A 23,114-nucleotide genomic window follows, 5' to 3' on the forward strand; every position below is an offset into this window, starting at 1 on the left:
GCCAGCCACGATTTCCGCTTGCTAATTGATATAATACTATATCAATATCGGCAAAAGAGCCCTCCGGGGCCTATCAGGATCGAGGGCTCATGACACTCCTGCGCTGCGCCACCCATACCGTCAGCAACGTCGCCGAAGTGGCGGAGCGCTATGCACGCTGGCTCGACTACGCGGTGGTCGAGCAGGGCGTCGTCAGCGAAGACCTCGCCGCGCTGTGGCAGGCACCTTCCAGCGCGGGCAAAGCCTACGTGCTGATGCGCCCGGCTTCGGGTTCGGACGTGTTCCTGCGCTTCGTCGAAGGCGACGCGGTGCCGGACTATGCGCCGATCCGCACTTACGGCTGGGCCGCGATCGAGATCTGCGTCACCGACGTCGAGGCCGTCAACGAGCGCATGCTGGCCTCGCCCGACTTCGAGGTGATCGGCCCGCCCAGGCCGCTCGACGGCTTCCCCACGGTCAAGCCGATGCAGGTGCGCGGACCGGACCTCGAGACGGTCTACCTTACCGAAATCCGCGTCAATGGTGCGGAACACGGGTTGCCGACGCCGCGCTCGCTGGTCGATCGGCCGTTCATCCTCGTGCTTGCCTGCTCGGACCTGCAGGCCTCGATCGACTGGGTACGCGACGTGCTGGGCTTCGACATGATTGATCCCGTCTCGATCCACTATTCGATGATCTCGCTCGCCTTCGACCTGCCGGAAGGCGAGAAGGTGGCGCTGGTCACCGCGAAGTACGAGGGCGAGACGTTCCTCGAACTCGACCAGTATCCGCAGGCCGCGACGCCGCGTCCGCAAGTGGAAGGCGCGCTGCCGCCGGGCGTATCGATCTGCACCATCAACGTGCCCGACTTCGCCCGTCTCGAAGGCCACTGGGCCGTGCGTCCCGAGGTCCGCGAAGGGGCGCTCTACAACGGCGCGAAAGTCGGCCTGCTGCGCATGCCCGACGGCGCGTTGCTGGAGGTGATCGAAGGCGGCCGCGTCCTCTGACGCCCAAATCCTGAGGGGAATGCCATGACGATCGTGAAGCGCGGGTTCGCCGATGTTGCGCACGGCCAGATCCACTACCGCCATGCGGGCGCAAGCGAAGACCTGCCGCTCGTCATGCTCCACGCCTCGCCGGGCAGCTCGCGCCAGCTGGTGCGGCTGATCGAGGACCTCGGCGTCAAGCGCCACGTCATCGCACCCGATACGCCCGGCAATGGCGACAGCCCCGCCCTGGCCCGCGAGGAAACCACCGTGGTCCGGCTGGCCGAGGCTATGCTCGGCTTCCTCGACGCGATGGGGCTGGAGCGGGTGGACCTTTACGGTTCGCATACCGGCGCCTGCATCGCGGCCGAACTGGCGATCCTCGCACCCGACCGTGTACGCGGCGTAGTGCTCGACGGGGTCAGCACCTTCACGGCCGAGGAACTGGAAGACATCCTCGCCAACTACGCCTTCCCGTTCGAGCCGGACATCAACGGCGCCTATCTGGTCAACCTGTTCCAGTTCTGCCGCGACCAGTACATGTTCTTCCCGTGGTACAACCGCACCCGTGCCGGTCGCCGCGACAACGGCATGGGTGCGCCCGGCGACCTCCACGCCTGGGCGACCGAGGTGATGAAGGCGCACGATACCTACCACTTCAACTACCGCGCCGCATTCCGCTGGAACGGCTTCGACCGCCTGCCCCTGCTGACGCGCCCGGCGCTGTTGCTGGCGGGTGAGAACGACCCGCTGATCGACCAGACCCGCGACTTGTCCGCCGTGGTGCCCACCGGCAGCTATGTCGAACTGGCGCGCTTCGACGATCCCGCCTTCGCCTCCGGTCGCCTCAGCGCGATGCAGGCCTTCTTCGCATCCGCCCAATAAGAGAGAGAACAACACCGTGATCGGCGCATCGCTTCTTGTCCTGCTGCACGTCCTCATTCCGGTCTACTGGCTCGGGGGTGACCTTGGCGCCTTCTACGGTTCGACTTTCATGGTCGATCCCAAGCGCTCCGTAGCCGAGCGGATGATGGCGCTCAAAATCCTCAACAACATCGACATGGCGCCGCGCACCGCGCTGATCATGGCCTTCCCCACCGGCTTCACGCTGGTCTGGCAGCGCGGCTGGGTGGAGATCGCCGACGCATGGGTGATCGCGGCCTGGGTCGTGGGCCTCGCCTGGCTGGCGCTGGCGTGGATCGTCCATCTCAAGCACGGCCCGGCCGGTGCGACGTACAAGAAGCTCGATCTTGCGATCCGTTACGTCGTCGTCTTCGCGCTCTGGGCCGCGGCGATGCTGGCGCTTTCCAAGGAGATCGAGTTGCCGCTGTTCATCGCGCTCAAGTGCCTCGTGCTCGGCTCCTGCGTCGCGCTCGGGCTGCTGGTGCGTCGCCAACTGGTGCCGCTGTTTGGAGCCATCGTGCAGATGCGTGACCACGGCCCGACGCCCGAAAGCGACCGCGTGATCGCGCAAGTCAACGGCCGCGCGCGGATCAGCGTCATCACCATCTGGGTGCTGGTCCTGACCGCCAGCTTCCTCGGCATCGCAACGCCCGTCTAAAGGCCCCCTTCAAGGAGAGAGACTCATGCAGCAGCACCGGAGAATCACCGGCAAGATCCTCTACACCTCGCGCAAACCCGGCCGCGAAGGTCAGGAGCGCGGGCGCGAGGACTTCGTGTTCACCGTCCATAGCGATGGCAAGCGCTCCATGCGCGCGATCTGCGAGATCGACGAGCCGGCACCCACCGTGCTTCGCGACATCACGTATTCTCTCGACGAAAACGACATGCCGATGGACTGCTTCGTGCGCCTGACCATCGGCGACGCGTTCATGGGCTCGGGCCTGTTCATGATCCGCGACGGCTATGTCGAGTGCGAGAGCTACGGCCCCTCGATCGGCCGCCTGTCGCAGAAGGTGAAGATCGAAGGCGCGTTCGACGGCTTCGGCACTCACCCGATCGCGGGCGATGCCTACATCACCAAGAAGATGGACCGCTCGCGCGGGCCGCACACCCGTTCGTTCCGTACATTCCTGCCCTCACCCGACCACCGCGGCGCGACGCCGCCGATGGTCTCGGAGGTCAATATCCACCTCGCTTACGTGGGCGAGGAGACGGTGACGGTGAAGGCGGGCACCTTCGACTGCTTCCACTACAAGTTCACCGATCCGGACGGCGGCATGGCCACGACCAACGGCGGCCACCCCGACTACGACGTGTGGGTGACGGCGGACGACGATGCGGTCTTCGTGCAGGGTGGCGTCGGCGGCTACATGCAGACCTGGTACGAACTGGTCGAGTTCGAGCGCAGCTGATTGGGTGTGGGGCGCGGCGGCTGATGTCGCCGCGCCACGCCGCCGGGGGCTTCGACAAGCTCAGCCTGAGCGGGGATCAAACCTCTCAACTCCGCTCAGGCTGAGCTTGTCGAAGCCCCATCGGCCTTAATACACCGGAGCGTTATCCAGCGGACGCAGCCATTCGGCAGGCGTCCCCTCCGGCGCCACCGGCGCATATGCCGCCCCGATCGGCAGCGGCTTGAGATCGTCCGACCACTGGTTCACCACCCGGTTCGAGCCCGGCGAGCGCATGATCTGCAGGAACCCGGTTTCCGAGACATGCGGTCCGTGGACGATATTCGGCGGACGGAAGAAGTAGGCCCCCTGCCGCATGCGGCCTTCGGGCGCCCACATCTCGCCCTGCAGCATGAAGGCTTCCTCGCAGTGGTGGTGCGTCTCGGTGGGGAGATGGGTTTCATCGGGCACGCCGTGCGGCAGGCCGGTGAGCAGGAAGGTGCGCCCGCTGTCGTTCGGGCCGAGCCGCAGCACCTTGCGGGCAAGCCGCAGGTGCCCGAGTTTCGGATCGTAGGTCGAGGTATCCCAAGGCATCCGCGCGGTATCGATGGCGATGGCATCGGCGCATTCTGCATGGGCGTTCGGATCATCGAGTGCGTGCCTGAAGACCAGAAGCGTCGCGCCGTCCTGCGACGAAACAGCACCGAGGCCGTTGCCTTGCGGGATGAAGCCGTAGGCATGTCGCGCGCAGGGCAGTTCGTCCACCGTCACGGAGCCGTCCAGCACGAAGTACTCGAAGGCAGGCTCCCCGGCCGTGCGTGGCCCCGACACGAAACCGGGCGGCAGCCGCACGATCAGCGTGGCGTCGGTGCTCAGCGGATCGTAGCTGAGCAGCTTTTCCAGAACGCCGTCCGGCCGTTCGCGCCAGTCGACGTTCTGGGTCTGGATGAACTCGATGTGCGGCCGGGCCATCGTTGCTTCACCCCAGTTCCAGCGCGCCGGGGTTCATGCGCATGTCCGGGTCGAGCGTGCGTTTCACCCCTTCCAGCAACGCCCGCGATTCCGGCCGCAGGATCGAGGCATAAGGATATGTCCGCCCGATCTGGTTCGAGGCTGCACCATGGCGCGCGAACACCGCGACGATCTCCTGCCGCAGCCGCATGACCAGCGCCCGCGCCGCTTCGTTGGCAGGAGGGCGGGGCAGATCGCGCAGGGCCTTGGCGCTCAGGGTCGCCTCGTGCATCGGCAGCCATTCGTCGTGCCAGTTGAATACCGGCTCGTAGCTGAAGGCATGGTTGCCCATGATCGTGATCAGGCGTGAGACGACCACGCCGCTCTCGCGCAGCGCATCGGCATTATCTGCCAGCAACTGCTCCAGATCGTCCACCAGAGCCTTGGCCTGGCTGTGCGGCACCTTGCCGTTGAGCGCGACCCAGCGGTCTCCCGTCGCCCCCAGCACCGCGTCGAGGGGCGAGAACATCTCCGCCCGCCCGGCCTTGGGGATGGAGTTGGGCAGTTCCCTGCCGCCCAGCTTCGCCGCGATCTGGCGAGCGGCGCCCATATCCTCGTCCACGCTCGCGCGGCTGCGACCGGCAAGGACGAGGTGCAGCGAGAAGCAGCCCTCCTCGATGAAGTCGCGCCCTGCCAGCGCCAGCTTGGCGCCCGCTTTGAGGCCGCGCAGCAGGCCCTGTTCCTGCGCCACGACCTTGCCCAGCGTCTTTACGTCGCGGATCAGGTCGGACGGGGCGGCGAGTGCTTGCCGCGTCTTGTCCGGGTCCATGACATAGGCGTCCTCGGCCAGTTCAGCGCGCCCGATCTCGCAGATCGCGGCGATGGCGGCGTCACGGTCGGGGAAGCCGAACGAGAGGAAGTCGGTGTGCGCGGGCTTGCGGATCATGCGCAGGCTGGCCTTGCACTTGATGCCCAGCGCGCCCGCGTCGTGGATGAACAGCCCCGTGGTGTCCGGGCCGAAACTGCGCAGGAAGGGCTTGGGCGCATTCGCCACTGCCTTCTGCCCGGTGTGGACGACCGCGCCGTCCGCTGTGACGACCTCCAGCCCGAGCACGATGTCCGCCGAAGTGCCATAGCGCGCGGTGCCGAGGAACAGCGCGCCGTTGGAGAGCCCACCGCCCACTGTCGCGCCCCGGCCGGAGAACGTGCCGAAGAACGGCAGGCGCAGGCCCTTCTCCTGCAGCGCTTCATAAAGCTGAAGCCATGTCACGCCCGGCTCGACGGTGACGACCATGTCTTTTTCGTCGATGGAGAGGATGCGGTTCATCCGCCGCAGGTCCACCGCGACCCAGTCGGCCCCGCTGCCGACGTAGCCGCCGACATAAGTAAGGCCGCCGCCGCGCGGCATCAGCGGCATTCCGGTGGGTGCGATGCGGCGCACGGCCTCGACCAGCTGCGCCTGATTCTCCGGCCGGATCACCAGACGGCAACGCCCGGCGCGGCCGAGCAGGTCGGAGGAGTGCAGCTCGATCGATGCCTCGTCGCTCAGCAGACCCTCGGGGCCGAGGATCGCGGAAAGGTCGCGCTCCAGCGCGTCGTCGATCGTGTTTGCGAAAGCCATACTATTCCCTCTCATTCGCGATCACGGCCTCGCGGAACGCGCCGCGTCCCACGGCCAGCGTGAGCGCGGCGGCCGTGCCGCAGCCGAAGAAGACGATGCCCAGCGCCCAGGCTATGCCGCCCGGGCCGGTAAAGACGGTGTCGGACAGGAACCCGACGATGAAGTTGCCCGCCGTCAGCGCGATCAGGCCCGAGCAGATCGTGTGGATCGCCATGACCTGCCCGCGCAGCCGGTTGGGCGTCATCGCGGAGATGCCCGAATAGACGCCCGAGATGTTCCAGTTCAGGAACAGCGCATTGAGCGCGTAGAACACCAGCGCCATCCAGCCTGACGGCACGAGGCAGGCGGCGGTGCCGAACAGCACCATCGAGGCCGCGCAGCCCATCGCCGCCAGTACCGGCGCGTCGCGGTGGCCGCGCTTCAGCAGCCACGCGATCACCCAGCCGCTGTTCACGGCTGCAAAGGCGCTTACCGGAAAGCCCACGGCGCCCAGTGCATAGCCGGTATGCGCCGCGTCCCAGCCGTGCGCGCGGATGAACAGTGCGGGGAACCACCCGACGATGGCATAGACGCAGACAAGGTTCATGACCGTGCCGATCAGGAAGCAGCCGTAGGCTACCGGGCGCTGCGCAAACAGGCTCAGGATCGGCCGCAGGCTGATGCTGGTGACTTGCGTATCGAGGCCCTTGCGCGAAGGTTCGCGCACGCTCGCCAGGATGATGAGGGCGAGGACGAGACCGGGCAGTCCACAAAGGATGAAGACGATCTGCCAGGGCATATGTGACCCGAACAGCGAAGGCAGCCCCGCGATGAGCGCGTCGGCCCAGCGGATGAACAACCCGCTCAGCGCCATCGCCGCTGCCGTCCCGATCGAGCTGCCCACCACGAACACGCCGTAAGCGCGCGGGCGCTCGGTCGGCGCGAAGTAGTCGGCGATGAGCGAGGTCGCGACCGGCACCAGCGCCGCCTCTCCCACGCCCACCATCATGCGGGCAAGGAACAGTTGCTCGAAGTTGGAGGCGAAGGAGCAGCAGATCGTCGCGAGGCTCCACACCGCGAGGCCCCCGACCAGCACCGGCACGCGGCGTGAACGGTCGCAGAGCATGCCCAGCGGCAGACCGAGCAGGCTGTAGACCATGCTGAAGGCCATGCCCTGCAGCAGACCGAACTGCGTGTCGCTGAGGTGGAGGCTGCGCTCCAGCGGCTCTATCAGCAGGGCGATGGAGACGCGGTCGAGGATCGCCAGCGCATAGGCCAGCGTCAGCAGTGCGATCACGTACCAGGCGTATCTTCGTGCCGGCCAGACGTCCTGCGGCGCGCCGGGCGTCACGCCGCGCTCTCCGTTTCGGCGATCGCCGAGGTGAGGAACTGGGCGACCACTACGGCGGCTTCGGTGATGGTATCGGGGCGGTCGGTCGTCGCATGGCCGAGGCGCGGTGCGGCGGCGTAGAACGGGTCGTGCTCGCGCGTGAACACCAGCATCGGGCATCGGGTGACGGGCGGGGTGTCGGCAATCGACAGCGCGGCGTTCATGGCGTCGCCGTAGTGCGCGGGCTGCTTGATCACGCCCAGCAACGCGCGATGCAGCGCCTCGCCGTCGAGCGTGGGCTCGGTCTTGCGTTGCGCTGCGATCGTGCCTGAATGCCAGGGCCACTGCACTTGCCCGTCGCGCAGCATGTGCCAGGCGCGGTGGAGGTGTCCTCCGGCCATGTCGAAGGCCAGCGGCGGGCACAGGGCTGCGGGATCGGCGGGCCTTTCGGGCGCACCGTCGAGGATCAGCTGCCCGACCATGTCCGGCCGCGCCTCGGCAAAGGCGAGCGCGAGGTAGGAGGCGGGGCCGACCGCCAGCACGTCCACCTTGCCGCCGAGTTGGGCGGCAAGCGTCGTCAGCGTCGCGAGGTAGCCGGCGGCCGAGGGATCATCCAGCGCCTCAGATTCGCCGAAACCGGGCAGGTCGGGGACTACGGTATCGTGCGTGGCGCAAAGCGCGTCCTGCCACTGCATCGCGGACAGCGTGGAGGATGCTTCAAGGATGAGCACAGGACGGCCACCCTCCGGTCCACGGTGCCGGACATGAATCTGCCCCTCTTCGTACGCGACATAGCCGGTGGAGGAAGGCGCGGTGACAGGCACATCCGATGCCGACGCATCGGTAAGGCGGGCCAGCAGCCATTCTCCCCATGCCGTCCGGTCGCTTTCGAGGCGTTCGATGCTGAGGGCCGGGTTCTCCGCCACCGGAATGCGGTCGAGGTAGCCGTAGAGCACGTCGTCGCGGCGCGCGGCAACCAAGGTCGGCACCGTGATCGCCCGGAGGGCCGGGCCGCAGTCGTAGCGCATCGCGGCGGCATAGGCGCCGAAGTAATTCGGCCCCGCGCTGAACAGGTCGATGGTGTATTGCTCGATCCATTCGGGCGAGGGCGTTTCCATCGCCATGCGGCTGGCGGCGGTCGTGGCGAACCACGGGAACCAGCGTAGCATGTCGCGCGTGCGGGTCCACTCCGCGGCGATGTAGGCGCCATGCGCGTCGATGGTGAAGGGGCGCATGTAGGCATCGACGAAGGCAGCCGGGGCCAGCGTTTCCGGGAACGACAGTCCGTCGAGGATCAATGCGGGCGGACGCCCCGAAGAGGCCGCATATTCCAGCGCGATCTTGGCGCTGGTATGGGTCGCGTAGATCGGCGCATCGGCAAGGCCAAGGACCTTCAGCGCATCGCCCAGCGCCGCCGCGAAATCGTCGATCGTGGGGGTTTCGACGCCGAGCGGGTCGGAATTGCCATAGCCCGGCGTGTCGAGCGCGAAGACTCGGAAATGCGGCGCCAGCAGCCGCATCGTACCCAGATGCAGGCGCGAGGATCGCGGCGAATCGTGCAGCAGGACGACAGGCTTGCCTTGCCCCGCCTCGCGCAGATGAACGCGCCGTCCCCGGACGTCGACGTAGCGCCGGGCGATCCTCAAGGATGGGGCGGCGGCGATAGGTTGCCGGGAGGACATGACGCTGCGACCCTCATTTTGATATAGACATATATCTATTCGTGATCGATAAAAATCGGGTTGTCCAGCCCGGAGATCGAACCGAGTGAAGATGCGCCAGAGTGACTTTTCGCGGCCTGCCCCCCGACCCGACGACCCGCGAGGGTGGGCGGTGGTGGTCGCCGCGATGGTCGGGGTGGCGCTGGGGCTGAGCCCGATCCCGTTCTACACGATCGGCATGCTCGCCCCGCAGCTTTCCGCCGAATTCGGCTGGAGTTTCGCGGCGCTGATGGCCAGCATCACGGTGCAGTCGGGCGTCGTCATGGTCGCCAGCCCGCTCGCCGGGATCGCCATCGACCGGTTCGGCGCGCGGCCCGTGGCGCTCGTCTCGCTGCCGCTGTTCGGGCTCTCTTTCATGAGCCTCGCACTCAGCAACGGGTCGCTGACTTTGTACTATGCGCAATGGGTAATCATGGCGGTGCTCGGCGTCGGCACCCTGTCCGCGACGTGGACGCGGGTGGTGACGCAATGGTTCGACAAGTGGCGCGGCATGGCGCTGGGCCTTGCGAGTTGCGGCACCGGCATCACCGGATTCATCATCAAGCCGCTCTGCGCCCACCTGATCGAGACGCATGGCTGGCGCACGGCCGTGGTGGTGGTCGGCTGCTTGCCCATCGTCGTCGGCGTGCCCGTGGTGGCGTTGCTGTTCCGCGAGATGGCGCGGGGCGCGGCGGCTTCGGACAAGCCGGTCGAAGTCGCGGAGGAGGTCGTCCAGTCCGGCCTGACGCTGGCCGAGACGGCGCGCGACCGGCGGCTGTGGATCATGGCGGGGGCCTTCCTGTTCATCGCCTTCGCCCTCACCGCGCCGACGCCCAACCTTGAGAACATCCTCAAGACCCGCGCTTTCACGCTCCCGCAAATCGGCGAGATCACCGCCGCCTTCGGGCTTTCGGTCATCGCCGGGAGACTGATCGGCGGCTGGCTGCTCGACCGTTTCTGGGCGCCGCTGATCGCCCTCGTCATCCTCGCGTTCCCGGCAATCGGCTGCTGGCTGCTGACGAGTTTGGCGCTGTCGCCGCTCATCGCGACGCTGGCCGTGATCTCGCTCGGGTTCGGTGCGGGGTTCGAATTCGACCTGCTCGCCTACCTGATCAGCCGCTTCTTCGGGCAGCGTCACTACGGGGCGATCTATGGATGCTTCTATGCCGTCATCGCTTTCGCGGGCGGTCTGGGGCCGGTCGTCTTTGGATATGTCTTCGACAGGATTGGCGATTACACGATTGCCCTGAGGTCGGGCTCGGCCTGTCTGGTTGTCGGCGCCGTACTGCTCCTCGCCATGGGCGCTTATCCAAAACTGTCAGAAAAATAACGATATTATCGGCTCCTGTGACTTCCGTGCCCCAGCGCAGAGGTAAATCGACACGAGATCGATTTGGCGGGTTGACACAAAGCGCAATCTATTATGTCATCAATGCATAACAAATAAAGATCGCAGCGGCGGCGGCAGGATGCGCCCGCGTTCCAAGGTTTCAGGACAGAAAATGAGGAGTCGTCATGCTTGATTCGACGAGGTGTATTCGTGCGCGCGCTCTGGGCGCCGCCGCACTGCTGGCCATCACCGCCACCACGGCCCATGCACAGGACGCGCAGGCCACTGATGCGCCGCAGGCAAGTGGAAATCTCGGCAGCGACATCATTGTCACCGCGCAGCGCCGTCCCGAGCGTCTGCAGGACGTCCCGGTCGCCGTCACCGCCTTCAGCGAAGAGATGATCCGTAACCTCAACCTGAACGACGCAATCAAGACCGCGCAGATGGTGCCGGGCATGATCGCCACGCACAACGCAGGGCTGGGCACCGCCAACGCCTACTACCTGCGCGGCCTCGGCAACAGCCAGTCGGTCGCGACTTTCGATCCGCCGGTCGGCACGTATGTCGACAACGTCTACGTCGCGCGCCAGAACGCCAACAACTACCAGTTCTTCGACGTCGACCGCGTGGAAGTGCTCCGCGGACCGCAGGGCACGCTGTTCGGCCGCAACACCACCGGCGGCGCCGTCTCGGTGATCATGAAGAAGCCGTCGGACCGGATGGGCGCCAAGTTCGAGGCGACCTACGGCTCCTATGACCGCGTCACCGCCAAGACCACCGTGGACCTGCCGGTGAGCGAGCGCGTGCTGACGAAGTGGTCCGCCTACTACGTCTACGACAAGGGCTACCTCAAGAACGTCACCACCGGCGACCGCCTCAACGGCGAGCGCAACTACGGCTTCCGCGGCGACGTGCGCTTCCTGCCGACCGACGACCTGACCATCGATCTGTCGGGCGAGTACACCCGCAACACCGGCACCTACCTTGGCGTCTACGCCGCGCCGGGCGCGTCGGATCGCTACAAGACGACGACCACGCCGGATTTCTACAACACCCGCAATGCCTTGCCCGAAGGCAACTGCAAGGGCGACCCGGTCAACATCCTGCTGACCACGGTGACCGGCAACTGCTCGCTGACCGACAGCTACGCGACGACCGCTGACGTCAATTGGAACACCGATGCCGGCAACCTCGAACTGATCGCGGGCTATCGCGAGCAGGAGCAGGGCTACATCAACAATTACAACGGCACGACCACCAACGTCTACGCCGCCTACATCCTGGCCGACAAGATCAGGAACCATCAGGTTTCGACCGAACTGAAGTGGACCGGCGAAGCATTCGACGACAAGTTGAAGTACGTTGCCGGCGTGTTCTACCTGCGCGAAGTGAACCATCTCGCTTCGGCCGACTTCCAGGGTTCGGCGACGGCTACCGCGTTCAATCTCCTGCAGGATCGCCATTTCCGCCAGCAGGTGGAGACCGTCGCTGGTTACCTCCAGGGCGACTACGAGGTCGTGCCCGACCTGACCGTGACCGTGGGTGCGCGCTACACCTACGAGAAGAAGAGCATCGAGTACTTCGATTCCGAGCGTTTTCCCGGCTTCGGCTTCAACAGCGCCGACGTGCGCGCGGCAGGCATTCCGCTCAAGCTGACGCAGAACCGCGTGACCCCGCGCTTCGCGATCAACTACAAGCTCTCGCCCTCGGTCATGCTCTATGCTTCGGCGACGAACGGCTTCAAGTCGGGCGGCTGGAACGGCAACGCCGCCGTCGCGACCCGCGTGCTGGCGTTCGAGCCGGAAGTCACGTGGTCCTACGAAGGCGGCGTGAAGTCGGAACTGTTCGACCGCAAGGTACGCATCAACCTCAACGGCTACTACGCCCGCACCAAGAACCTGCAGATCACCTCGGGCATCGTCCCGCCGGGTGAGACGGTGATCGTCAGCCTCGCGCGCAATGCCGGTACGCTGGTCGACTACGGCCTGGAGTTCGAGACCGTCTTCGCGCCGGTGCGCAATTTCGAATTCTTCGCCAACGGTTCGCTGTCGCATGGCGAGTATTCGTCGGTCGTGATCCTGCCGGGCGTGTCGCAGGCGCTGCAGATTTCCACCGATACCCGGCCGGTGCGTACGCCGACCTTCCAGTTCACCGGCGGCGCGACGTACACGATCCCGGTCGACGCGCTGGACGGCGACATCAAGCTGATCGGCTCGTACCGGCACAATTCCTCGTACTATATCGCCGTGCTGAACACGGCGGCGGCCCCGCGCGAGGACTTCGTGGACCTCAAGGTCTCGTACGAGAAGACCGACGGCAGTTTCGGCGCGTCGTTCGGCGTGACCAACCTGACCAAGCAGGAGACGATCACCGCGAACTTCCTCTCGCTGTTCCCGGGCGATCCGCGCCGCTTCACCGGCAGCGTCTGGTTCAAGTTCTGAGGAGAGTCCTTTGGGAAAATGCCCTGCGGGGCATTTTCCTCGCGGCCGGTGCCGCGAAATCCGCCCTTGGCGGATTTCCAAACTAGGTGATCAGCAAGGGGCGCTTCGGTGCCCCTTTTTCTTGCCCGACTTTTTCGCCTGCCGAATTTGCCGTTGCGCGGGCAATTGACTTAACTACGCGAGGTTTGACGATCAGGCTCGCGCAGTCCCGCGCGGGTGCAGTCTTGAATGTTCGGGAGTATCGGGGTGGTCGATCGCGACGCTGCAGTGCCGCTCTATTATCAGATCTACCTGCAACTGCGTGACGAGATCCTGAGCGGTCAGCGCCCTTTCGGCAGCGCTATGCCCACCGAGCACGAACTGGCCGAACTCTTCGGCGTGTCGCGCATCACCGCGCGCAGGGTGCTGAACGAACTGGCCGAGCAGCGCTATGTCGAGCGCAAGCGGCGGCTGGGCACCACGGTCATCTTCAAGTCCCCCGCCAAGCCGATCGAGGCGGACATCGACCAGGCGATGGACTCGCTGATGGCGCTGGGTAGCGGCACCACCGTCAATGTGATCGAGGTCAACCGCGAGAAACCCAACCCCACCGTCGCCGCCGCGCTGCAGGTCGATGCGGGGGAGGACGTGATCCGCGCCGTGCGTATCCGCTATCTGGACGGGACGCCGATCGGCTATGTCGTCAGTTATGTGCCGGGCGATCTGGCCGGGCTGATCACGCCGGGCAATCTTGGCAAGGGGCCGATCCTGCAGCTGCTGGCTGATGCCGGCTACAAGGCGGTCCATGCGGACCAGACCATCGGCGCGCTTCAGGCCGATCCCAAGCTGGCACAGGCGCTGGAGATCGCCCCGCTCGCCGCGCTGCTGCGGATCAGCCGCACCAGCTACGATGCGAACGAGCGGCCCTTCCTGCTGACTTTCGCGCATTACCGCTCGGACAAGTTCACGATCCGGCTCGATCTTCACGGAACCCGCTACGCGGTCAATTGAGCGACCCAATTCGGTCATAGCGCGCTTGCGCACCGATATTGTTATAGTTACGATACAAAAAGCATCATTCAACGCTTGGGGGTATCGTGAAGGCCTATACGATCGGTTCGCAGCAGGGCATCGCCTCGCTGACCGCAGTAACCAGGGACGTGCCGCAGCCTGGCCCCGGTCAGGTTCTCGTCAAGGTGCGCGCGGTGTCGCTCAACCATCGCGACCTGCTCATCGTCTCCAGCAAGTACGGCGCCCCGCGTCCCGAAGACCGCGTGCCGGTGTCGGACGGTGTCGGCGAAGTGGCGGTTCTTGGCGAGGGTGTGTCGGGTATCGACGTCGGCCAGCGCGTCACCGCGCCGCATTTCGTCAGCTGGACCGACGGTCCGTTCTCGCCCGCTTACTTCGGCCACGACCTTGGTGTGACCCATGACGGCTGGCTGGCCGAGTACGTGCTGGTCCCGGCGCACGCGCTGGTGAAGGTGCCGGATTCGCTGACCGACCGCCAGGTCGCGGCGCTGTCCGGCGCGGCGCTGACCGCGTGGAACGCGATCGTCGAGGTCGGCAAGGTCAAGGCGGGCGACAGCGTGCTCGCGCTCGGCACCGGCGGCGTTTCGATCATGGCGCTGCAGATCGCCCGCATGTGCGGCGCGCGCGTCGCCATCACTTCGTCCAGCGACGAGAAGCTGGAACAGGCCCGCGCGCTCGGCGCCGACGTGACGGTGAACTACCGCAGCGATGCGGAGTGGGAGAAGACGATCTTCGCCGCGCTCGGCAACGGCGCCGACATTGTCGTCGAGACCGGCGGCCTCGCCACCCTGCGGCAGTCGATCGCGGCGGCGGCGCCGAACGGCCGCATCGCCATCATCGGCGCGCTGGGCGGCACCGTCAGCGATCCGCTGCCCAACTTCGGCACGATCATCGGCAAGAACCTCGCCATTCACGGCATCGCTGCGGGCGGCCGCGCGATGCTGCAGCGACTGGTCAACGCGATCGCGATCAACGGCATGGAGCCGGTGGTCAACAAGGTGTTCGGCTTCGACGAGGCCGCCGATGCCTACGCCTACCTCCACTCGGGCGATCACTTCGGCAAGGTGATGATCCATGTCGCCTGATGACTCCAGCGACCATGGCTGACCCCGCCGCCCGCCTCGCCGATCACGCGCTGTCCGTCGAGTGGGCGGCGCTGCCTCCCTCGGCGCAGGCGGCGGCCCGTGCTTTCCTGTTCGACAGCCTTGCGGTCGGCGTGGCGGGGTATTCCGCCATCTACGCCGAAGAAATCCGCAAGGCCGCGCAGATCTGGACCGGCGGGGCTGCGGGCGAGGGCATGGTGCTGGGCGCACCGGATCTGCGCCTGCCCGCGCCTTACGCGGCTTACGTCAACGCCTACCAGATCCACTCGCAGGAATACGACTGCGTGCATGAGCCGGCGGTCGCCCACCCGATGGCGACCGTCTGCGCGGCGCTGCTGGCCGAGGCCGGGCGTGCTCCGGCCTCGGGCGAGGATTTTCTCGCCGCCGTGGTCGCCGGGATCGACGTGGTGGCGACGCTGGGCGTGGCGGTGAAGGGGCCGCTTAAGTTCTTCCGCCCGGCGACGGCAGGCGTCTTCGGCTGCGTCGCCGCGCTTTCGCGCCTGCGCCGGGTAGAGCCGGAAGTCGCCTATCGTGCCTTCGGCCACGCCCTCGCACTGGCGAGCGGGACGATGCAGTCGCACATCGAGGGCAAGCCCACGCTGGCGCTGCAGGTGGCGGGCGCGGCGCGCTCGGCGGTCGAGGCGTTCGACCTTGCGCGCGCCGGAATACCCTCGCCCGCAGGCGCGATCGGGGGGCCGTTCGGCTACATGGCGCTGTTCGAGCACGACCCGGTGCTGGAGCCCGAACTCGACAAGCTGGGCAAAGTCTGGCGCGTCGAGGAAGTCAGCTGGAAACCGTTCCCCACCGGCCGCGCAGCGCAAGGGGCGATCGTCGCCCTCAAAACGCTGATGGTCGGGCATGGTGTGACGGCGGACAATCTGGAAGCGCTGGAATACCATGCGCCGCCTTTGATTCATCGATTGGTCGGCCGCCGTCCGCAGGCGGACATGACGGTGGCCTATGCGCGGCTGTGCTTCGCGTGGCTCGGCGCGGTGGTTCTGACCGAGGGTGGCGTGGGCCTCGATGCCTTTACGCCCGCGCGGCTGGGCGATCCGGTTTTGACGGCGATTGCGGAGAAAATCACCGTCGTTGCGGACGACAACCCCGATCTTGCGGCTTTCGTACCGGCTTTTGCGCATGTGCGGCTGGTGGACGGGCGGTCTTTCCGCGTCGATGTCGCCCGGCAGCTCGGCGCGCCGGAGTGGCCTTTGACGCTGGAGCAGCAGCTGGAGAAGGCGGGCAAGTGCTTCGCGTTCGGCGGGCTGGATGCGGCGCTGGTGCCACAGCTGCACGCGCTGGTCGGGCGGCTGGATGCGGCTGGGGATGTGATTGCCACACTATCCGAAGTTCTCGACTGACCACTACTGTCGTCTTTGCGAGCGTAGCGAAGCAATCCAAGGCGGCGCTGAACTGCCCTGGATTGCTTCGCTACGCTCGCAATGACGAACGGAAGATGAGCAAGGGGGAAGCCCTCTCCGCCGGGCGAAGAGGGCCTCATATCATCAATGCGGCTCCTCACCGCCCGAGACGTTCATGCTCTCGCCGGTGATGTAGATCGCCTCGTCTGAGCACAGGAACGCCACGGCGGCGGCGGTGTCCTCAGGCATGCCGGGACGGCCCATCGGGATGCGCGCGGCCATGTTGGCGAGGTATTTCTCCACCGAGATGCCCTGCACCTCAGCGAAATGCTCGTTCTGCCACTTGCCGAGCCCGGTGGTGACGTGGTTCGGGCACACGTTGTTGACGGTGATGCCGTGCGCGCCTAGCTCGATCGAGGCCGAGCGCACCAGCCCGACGAGGCCGTGCTTCGAGGCGGTGTAAGCCTGCGCATGCATGAACCCGGACTTCGCCGCCTGGCTGGCGATGTTGACGACGCGGCCGCCTTTTCCTTGCGCGATCATGATCTCCGCCGCTGCCTGCAGGCCGTACCATGCACCGGTCAGGTTGACGTCGATCACCGCGCGCCATTCGTCGGCAGAGACCTCCATCATCGGCTTCATGATATAGCCGATCCCTGCGTTGTTCACCCAGATGTCGAGCGAGCCGTGGGTGTCCACCGCATGGCGGGCCAGCGCGCGGACCTGTTCGGGATTGCGCACGTCGCAGGGGAAGGTCGAAGCCTTCGGCAGCGATGCGGCGATGGCGTCCATCTCGGCGCTGGAGCCGGTCATCGAACCGGGCGTAGCCGCGTCGGCCGGGGCGCCGATGTCGGAGATCACCACGGTCGCGCCCTCGGCTGCGAGGCGGCGGGCGATGCCTTCGCCCAGCCCGCCCGCACGGCCGGAGCCGGTTACGACCGCGACCTTGCCGTCGAAGCGACCGCTCATGAGCCCAGCTTCTCGGTCATGATGAAGATCGGGTCGGCCCAGTCCTGGAACTCGGCGGCGACCTTGCCCATGGCCTCGGTCGAGGTTTCCTCGCCGAACAGGTCCATGTCGGACACGTCGATGATCTCGACGTACTGGTAGGGCGCGGTGCCGCCGCCCAGCAGGCCCGCCGTGCGCAGCACCTCGAAATTGGAGACGGACTTCAGGCCGTTCACGGTCGGCAGATCGGTAGTCTCCGCCCAGCGTTCATAATCGGCGACGCTCTTTCCGGCCTTGAGGTTCAGCAGCACGATGATGCGAGTCACGGGTAATCTCCTCCTTGAGGTGAGCCAAGCTACCTGTTATTTGATATAGAAGCATGACATATAACGCGAGGGTTGACCATGTCCAGAAATGACCCGGCTGCCGATTACGATGGCCCGCCCGACTACCGTGTCATCGGCCGTCACGCGCTGTTTCCGCAGACCAGTCATGACGAGATCGAGCGGATCAACTTCCTCGCGCAGATGAATCGCCACCTGGCGGCCAATGTCGTGCCCGGCGTCAAGCAGGCTTACGAGAAGCGGGTCGTGCCTGCGTTCGAAGCCGCCGAAGGCCGCCCGATCGCCAACCGCCACGAAGCGCGCAAGGCACTGCTGGCGGACCCCGCGTTCCAGACCTGGTCGGCGATGCGCCGCATGACGATGGAGCAGCGCCAGCAGGCCGGTCGCTGGACCGCGCTGCGCCAGTCCGAGCAACTGGCCGAGAAGGCCCGCGAACTGACCGAGGGCGACGATCGGCTCAAGCTCGATCCGGCCTTGCAGCAGCCGCGTTATGTCTCGGCGGTGGATCATCACTGCATGCCGGGCAGTTATCACACCGAATACTTCCCCGGCGACGTGACCAATGGCGCGAACTACGATCACGCCGGGTTCGTCACCACCAGCGGGTTGCTCGGCAAGTATTCGGACGGCGGCGGCCATGCCGTCGCGCGCTGGGTGAAGCGCAACCTGCCGGACTTCCAGCCCAGGCAGATTCTGGAGATCGGCGGCACCGTGGGCCATTCCAGCCTGCCGCTGGCGCAGGCTTTCCCCGAGGCGGAGATGACCATCGTGGACCTCGGCGCGCCGGTGCTGCGTTATGGTCTGGGCCGCGCCAAGTCGCTCGGCGTCGACAACGTGCGCTTCGTGCAGGCGAGTGGCGAGGACCTTTCGATCTTCCCCGACGCCAGCTTCGACTGGATCCAGACGACGATGTTCCTGCACGAACTGTCCACCGGATCGCTGCGCCGGATCATGGCCGAGACGCGCCGCCTGCTGAAGCCGGGCGGCATCGTCCTGCACGTCGAGCAGCCGCAGTACGCGCCCGAGATGCCCCTGTTCGAGCAGGCCATGCGCGACTGGGACGCCTACTACAACAACGAGCCGTTCTGGAGCCGGATGCACGAAATGGACCTCGACGCCGAGATGATCGCGGCCGGGTTCGCGCGTGACCAGTTGATCCACGGCGGGGTGACGGCAGTGGTCGACCGCGACCTGTTCCCCGACGCCGCCGACGACGACAAGGAAGATTACGGCCGCAAGGCGGCCTGGCACGTGATCGGAGCAACCGTCTGATGTCCATCGCCGATGCCCTGCGCGGCGCGGGCGCCAAGCCTGCCGGCAAGCGCCCCTATTTCCTCGACGCCAAAGTCGAGCGTGTCCTCGCCATCACTATGTCCATCGCTCAGGAACTGGCGGTAAGCCGCCAGCGCACCGACACGCTCGAACGGCTGCTGCTGGAGAAGGGCGTGCTCTCGCAAGGCGAGATCGACGCCTTCGTGCCCGACCGCGCCGCCGCCACCGAGCGTGCGCTGTGGAACCAGGAATACATCGCCCGCATCCTGCGCATCGTGCAGCAGGAGAACGAGGCGGTCGGCCGCCCGGACGACATCGCCTCGGAAGACGTGGCGGTAGAGGTTGGCGCAGCATCGTGACGGCTATCGTGAGCGACAGGGAGTTCGAATTCACCGTCGACGTCCTCGTGATGGGCGGCGGCGCCTGCGGGGTCACCGCTGCGCTGGCGGCCAGCGATGCGGGCGCTGAAGTGCTCCTCGTCGAAGCCGATGCGCGGCCGATGGGCACCACCGGCATGTCGATGGGCGTGTTCTGCGCGGCCGGCACGAAGCAGCAGGCCGCAGCGGGCGAGCAGGATGACGGCGACACTTTCTTCGCCGACATTCTCGCCAAGACGAAAGGCCAGACCGACCCCGAGATCGCGCATGCATTGGCCTATGGCTCCGGCCCGACGCTGGACTGGCTGGTCGGGAGCCACGGCGTTCCGCTCGAACTCGATACCGGCTTCCGTCCGGCCTACGGCAACACCCGGATGCGCGTCCACGGCTGGCCGGGCCATGCCGGGCAGGACCTGCTGGAACTGCTGCACCAGAAGGTCGCCGACGCCGGGGTGATGGTGCTCAACCCGGCCAAAGTGGTCGACGTGATCGCCGACGACGAGGGCCGCGTCCTCGGCGTCGAGATCGAACGGCCCGGCGGTGAGCGCGAGCGGGTGGGGTGCAAGGCGCTCGTCATCGCCAGCGGCGGCTTCGCCGGAAACCACGCAATGCTGCGCCAGTACATACCCGAGATGGCTGATGCGCGGAACAACGGTCACGAGGGCAGCCGGGGGGACGGTATCCGCTTTGGGGAATCGCTAGGTGCCGCTATGGGCGACTTGGGTGCCTTCCAAGGTTACGCCATGCTGACCGAGCCGCAAGGTATCAGCGTGCCTCCCGGATTTGTCATCGACGGCGCGATCCTGGTCAATATCAACGGCTTGCGCTTCGTGGACGAGAAGGAGGACATCGCCGGGATGGTCCACCCCGTCATGGCGCAGCCCGGCGGCCACGTCTGGGTGATTTTCGACGAAGAGATCGAGCGCCGCAACGCCTACCAGCCTGACACCAAGGCGCTGACCGAACTCAACGCCGCCCGGCGCGGGGAGAGTGTAGAGGCTCTGGCGCAGCGCATCGGCGTCGATCCGCAGGCGCTGGCCGCCTCGCTCGAAGAGGCCCGTCAGGCGCAGGTCGAAGGGCGTCCGGACGCACAGGGCCGCGTGTGGGGGGACGAGCTTCCGCCCTCGGGCGCGCTGGGTGCGTTCAAGGTCGTCGGCGCGATCTATCATACGCAGGGGGGCTTGCAGATCGACCGTAATGCGCGGGTTCTGCGCGAGGACGGCTCGGCTTTGCCCAACCTTTTCGCGGGCGGCGGCGCGGCGCGAAGCGTCTCGGGGCCGTCGTCCTGGGGCTACCTCCCGGCGATGGGCCTGTGCACCGCGGTGACCCTCGGCAGGCTGTCCGGGGAGGGCGCAGCAGCGATCGCAGCGGGCCGATGATCGCAGAGCGGAGGGTCGTCCTGCGGCACTTTGCGTGATCAATCCAACCTGACAGCAGTAAATCACGATTAGTCACCGGAGCACGATGATGGACCCGCTGAGCGCAACGCTTTCCGAACCGACCGCAACCTCGGCACTGGCCGAACGCCTCGCCGCCATCGTCGGGGCCGACAACGTCACTATCGACGAGGCGAAGCGCAAGCTGCACAGCGAGGACGTCTGGTCGCGCGCGGACGACGTCGTCGCGCTGATCGTCGCTCCGGCCACCACCGAGGAACTGGCCGAGGTCGTCAAGGTCATCGGCGATGCGGGCTGCTCGGCCGCGCCGCGCGGTGCAGGGATGAGCTACACTTCGTCCTATATCCCCGCCAACGACCGCACCGTATCGATCGACACGCTGCGGATGAACCGCGTGATCGAGGTCAATCGCGGCGACATGACGGTGACGGTGCAGGCGGGCGTCAGCTGGATTCAGCTGAACGAGGCGCTGGCGAAGGAAGGGCTGCGCACGCCGTTCTGGGGGCCGATGTCGGGCCTGATCTCGACCATCGGCGGCGGGCTTTCGCAGCTCAACGCGATGTTCGGCGCCAGCCAGTACGGCACCAGCAGCGAGAGCGTCGTCGCGCTCACCGTCGTCACCGGCACCGGCGAGGTGATCCGCACCGGTGCGCGCGGCCAAGGCGGCGAGCACCCGTTCTACCGCCACTTCGGCCCCGATCTGGCGGGTATCTTCTGCGGCGATTGCGGCACGCTGGGCATCAAGGCCGAAGTCACCTTCCGCCTTATCACCGCGCCCGCGCATGAGGATTACGCCTCGTTCTCCTTCCCCAGCGGCGAGAAGCTGCTGGAAGCTATGGGCGAGATGACGCGGGCGGGCATCGCTTGCGAGATGTGCGCCTTCGACCCCGGCCTTACCGAAGTGCGCATGAAGCGCATGTCGCTGCTGTCGGACGTGAAGACGCTGGGCGCGGTGATCGGCAAGGAGAAGTCGCTGGGCAAGGGCCTGCTCTCGGCCGCCAAGGTGGCGCTCGGCGGGCGCAATTTCATTCCCAAGGGCGACTATCCGCTCCACGTCATCGCCGAGGGGCGCTCGAAGGACGCGGTGGCGTTCGACATGGCCGAGGCGCGCCGCATCGCCCGCCAGTTCGAGGGCACGGAGATCGAGAACTCGATCGCGAAGATCATCCGCGCCAACCCGTTCCCGCCGCTGAACTCGATGGTCGGCCCGACGGGAGAGGCGTGGATTCCGGTGCACGGCGTCTGCCCACTGTCCACCGCGCCGCAGATCTTCACCGAAATCCAGAAGTTCTACGCCGAGAACGCCGCGCTCTTCACCGAGCACGAGATCCACACCGGCTTCCTGTTCACGGCGATGGCCAGCAACGCGCTGATCATCGAGCCGGTGTTCTTCTGGCCGACCGGCTGGCGCCCGATTCACGAACAGTCGATGGAAGCCTCGCACGTCGCGCGCCTGACACAGCGGCCGGAGAATCCTGCGGCGACCGAGGCGGTGAAGTTCCTGCGCAAGGGGGTGGTCGAAATCTGCGCGCGCTACGGCACCGGGCACTTCCAGATCGGCCGCACCTACCCCTACCGCGAGAGCCGCGATCCGGCGTTCACCGCGCTGCTCGACAATCTCAAGGCGCACCTTGACCCCAAGGGCCTGTTCAACCCCGGCGTGCTGGGCTTCCCGGAAGGCCGGGCCTGATGGCGACCTATCAGGCGGTCCAGCTCGCGCAGTTCGGCGAGAGTTTCCGCGAGGCGGCGCGCATCGTCGACCTCGACTTGCGCGATCCGGCGCCGGGCGAATTGCGTGTGCGCAATCGGTACGCGGGCGTGAACGGTATCTTCGATACGCAAATTGCCCGCAACGCGGTGGACTACGTGAAGATCGGCCTGCCGACTCTGACCGGCGTGGAGGCGCTGGGCGTGGTCGAGGCAGTGGGCGAGGGCGTGACCGACTTCGCCCCCGGCGACGCTGTAGTGACCACGCGCTTTCCCGGCGGTTATCGCCAGTACAACATCGCGCCGCAGGGCCACTTCGTGAAAGTGGCGGATGACAGCCCCGAATGGCTGGCGCTCGCCTCCACCGGCGTGTCGGCGTGGATGGCGCTGTTCCATGTGGGGCAGGCGAAGCCGGGCGAAGTCGTCGCGATTTCCGCCGCTGCGGGCGGTCTCGGCCACCTGATCGTCCAGCTTGCGGCGCTCAAGGGCTGCGAGGTGGTCGCGGTCTGCGGCGGGCCGGTGAAGTCGGACTTCGCGCGCAGCCTCGGCGCGGCGCGGGTGATCGACTATCGTTCGGAGTCGGTGCCGGAAGTGCTGGCGCGCGAATATCCCAATCGGCTGGACGTGGCGATCGACACGGTTTCGGGCGAAATCTTCGACGCCTTCCTCGACAACGTGGCGCCGCATGGGCGCGTGGTCGTCGGCGGCGCGGCCTCTGACCTCGAAGGGAGGCCGGAGATCGTCACCGCCCCGCGCATCGCGCACAAGCTCTACTACAAGGGGGCTTCGGTGCGCGGCTTCATGAACGGACTGCTGGCCGAGTTCTGGCCGCCCGCGCGCGAAGACGTGTTCGCGCTTTACAACGAGGGCAAGCTGAAGGTGTGCTTCGACGAGGAGCGCTTCCTCGGCCTCCCCGGCGTGTTCGATGCCGTGGAGCGCCTGCTTTCGGGCCGCTCGATGGGCAAGGTCATCGTGGACTTGCGATAGCACTT

At 66.4% G+C, this 23,114-nt stretch carries 20 protein-coding genes; 14 read left to right on the forward strand and 6 right to left on the reverse strand.

Annotation, left to right across the window (positions count from 1 at the left end):
• The first annotated feature begins 89 nt into the window (after positions 1-89).
• Genes BES08_RS21990 through BES08_RS22005 form a run of 4 tightly spaced genes read left to right on the forward strand, consistent with a single transcriptional unit; the run spans position 90 to position 3,280 of the window.
• Positions 90-986, forward strand: coding sequence for a VOC family protein (locus BES08_RS21990; RefSeq protein WP_036527057.1), 897 nt, complete (start codon positions 90-92; stop codon positions 984-986).
• Positions 987-1,010: 24 nt separating this feature from the next.
• Positions 1,011-1,850 carry an alpha/beta fold hydrolase gene (locus tag BES08_RS21995; RefSeq protein ID WP_036527056.1) on the forward strand — a complete coding sequence of 280 codons (840 nt, stop codon included), beginning with the start codon at positions 1,011-1,013 and terminating at the stop codon, positions 1,848-1,850.
• A gap of 16 nt (positions 1,851-1,866) precedes the next feature.
• Complete coding sequence (locus tag BES08_RS22000) at positions 1,867-2,526, forward strand: hypothetical protein (protein WP_081799078.1); 660 nt, start codon at positions 1,867-1,869, stop codon at positions 2,524-2,526.
• Between the two features lie 25 nt (positions 2,527-2,551).
• A complete protein-coding gene (locus BES08_RS22005) occupies positions 2,552-3,280 on the forward strand; it encodes a DUF3108 domain-containing protein (RefSeq protein WP_036527054.1) in 729 nt (242 codons plus the stop codon).
• Positions 3,281-3,406: 126 nt separating this feature from the next.
• Here BES08_RS22005 and BES08_RS22010 read toward each other — a convergent pair whose 3' ends face one another.
• The 4 genes from BES08_RS22010 to BES08_RS34140 are packed head-to-tail and all read right to left on the reverse strand — an operon-like array spanning position 3,407 to position 8,819.
• Entirely contained in the window at positions 3,407-4,228 is an 822-nt protein-coding gene (locus BES08_RS22010) for a cupin domain-containing protein (RefSeq protein WP_036527052.1), read from the reverse strand.
• Positions 4,229-4,235: 7 nt separating this feature from the next.
• Complete coding sequence (locus BES08_RS22015; protein WP_051586945.1) at positions 4,236-5,828, reverse strand: FAD-binding oxidoreductase; 1,593 nt, start codon at positions 5,826-5,828, stop codon at positions 4,236-4,238.
• A gap of 1 nt (position 5,829) precedes the next feature.
• Positions 5,830-7,104 (reverse strand): MFS transporter, encoded by a 1,275-nt coding sequence (locus tag BES08_RS22020; protein ID WP_231958324.1) that lies wholly within the window; start codon positions 7,102-7,104, stop codon positions 5,830-5,832.
• Between the two features lie 50 nt (positions 7,105-7,154).
• A complete protein-coding gene (locus tag BES08_RS34140) occupies positions 7,155-8,819 on the reverse strand; it encodes an alpha/beta fold hydrolase (RefSeq protein ID WP_231958325.1) in 1,665 nt (554 codons plus the stop codon).
• Between the two features lie 91 nt (positions 8,820-8,910).
• Here BES08_RS34140 and BES08_RS22030 point away from each other — a divergent pair, with 91 nt between their 5' ends.
• The 5 genes from BES08_RS22030 to BES08_RS22050 all read left to right on the forward strand — a co-directional run bounded on the left by BES08_RS22030 (position 8,911) and on the right by BES08_RS22050 (position 16,077).
• Positions 8,911-10,167: an MFS transporter gene (locus BES08_RS22030; protein WP_036527170.1), complete on the forward strand. Its 1,257-nt coding sequence runs from the start codon at positions 8,911-8,913 to the stop codon at positions 10,165-10,167.
• 185 nt (positions 10,168-10,352) lie between these two features.
• On the forward strand, positions 10,353-12,608 hold the full coding sequence (locus tag BES08_RS22035; RefSeq protein WP_036527049.1) for a TonB-dependent receptor: 2,256 nt from the start codon (positions 10,353-10,355) through the stop codon (positions 12,606-12,608).
• A gap of 228 nt (positions 12,609-12,836) precedes the next feature.
• Positions 12,837-13,598 carry a GntR family transcriptional regulator gene (locus BES08_RS22040; protein WP_036527047.1) on the forward strand — a complete coding sequence of 254 codons (762 nt, stop codon included), beginning with the start codon at positions 12,837-12,839 and terminating at the stop codon, positions 13,596-13,598.
• 86 nt (positions 13,599-13,684) lie between these two features.
• Positions 13,685-14,701 carry a zinc-dependent alcohol dehydrogenase family protein gene (locus BES08_RS22045; RefSeq protein WP_036527046.1) on the forward strand — a complete coding sequence of 339 codons (1,017 nt, stop codon included), beginning with the start codon at positions 13,685-13,687 and terminating at the stop codon, positions 14,699-14,701.
• 14 nt (positions 14,702-14,715) lie between these two features.
• Positions 14,716-16,077, forward strand: coding sequence for an MmgE/PrpD family protein (locus BES08_RS22050; RefSeq protein ID WP_036527044.1), 1,362 nt, complete (start codon positions 14,716-14,718; stop codon positions 16,075-16,077).
• A 144-nt stretch (positions 16,078-16,221) separates the two neighbouring features.
• Here BES08_RS22050 and BES08_RS22055 read toward each other — a convergent pair whose 3' ends face one another.
• On the reverse strand, positions 16,222-17,046 hold the full coding sequence (locus tag BES08_RS22055) for an SDR family NAD(P)-dependent oxidoreductase (protein ID WP_036527041.1): 825 nt from the start codon (positions 17,044-17,046) through the stop codon (positions 16,222-16,224).
• A complete protein-coding gene (locus BES08_RS22060) occupies positions 17,043-17,351 on the reverse strand; it encodes a RedY/HapK family protein (protein ID WP_036527040.1) in 309 nt (102 codons plus the stop codon). Before BES08_RS22060 ends, BES08_RS22055 begins: the two co-directional genes overlap by 4 nt.
• 78 nt (positions 17,352-17,429) lie before the next feature.
• On the opposite strand from BES08_RS22060, the gene BES08_RS22065 reads away from it, so the two are divergent.
• From BES08_RS22065 to BES08_RS22085, 5 genes are all read left to right on the forward strand, one after another.
• Entirely contained in the window at positions 17,430-18,641 is a 1,212-nt protein-coding gene (locus BES08_RS22065; protein ID WP_069709455.1) for a class I SAM-dependent methyltransferase, read from the forward strand.
• Positions 18,641-19,000 (forward strand): hypothetical protein, encoded by a 360-nt coding sequence (locus BES08_RS22070; RefSeq protein ID WP_036527036.1) that lies wholly within the window; start codon positions 18,641-18,643, stop codon positions 18,998-19,000. The genes BES08_RS22065 and BES08_RS22070 overlap by 1 nt, the downstream gene beginning before the upstream one ends.
• Positions 18,997-20,397 (forward strand): FAD-dependent oxidoreductase, encoded by a 1,401-nt coding sequence (locus BES08_RS22075; protein WP_231958326.1) that lies wholly within the window; start codon positions 18,997-18,999, stop codon positions 20,395-20,397. Before BES08_RS22070 ends, BES08_RS22075 begins: the two co-directional genes overlap by 4 nt.
• 88 nt (positions 20,398-20,485) lie before the next feature.
• Positions 20,486-22,105: an FAD-binding oxidoreductase gene (locus BES08_RS22080; protein ID WP_051586948.1), complete on the forward strand. Its 1,620-nt coding sequence runs from the start codon at positions 20,486-20,488 to the stop codon at positions 22,103-22,105.
• Positions 22,105-23,109, forward strand: coding sequence for a zinc-binding dehydrogenase (locus tag BES08_RS22085; RefSeq protein ID WP_036527031.1), 1,005 nt, complete (start codon positions 22,105-22,107; stop codon positions 23,107-23,109). The genes BES08_RS22080 and BES08_RS22085 overlap by 1 nt, the downstream gene beginning before the upstream one ends.
• The last annotated feature ends 5 nt before the right edge of the window (positions 23,110-23,114 follow it).

It is taken from the genome of Novosphingobium resinovorum, from assembly GCF_001742225.1.
Classification (GTDB): domain Bacteria; phylum Pseudomonadota; class Alphaproteobacteria; order Sphingomonadales; family Sphingomonadaceae; genus Novosphingobium; species Novosphingobium resinovorum_A.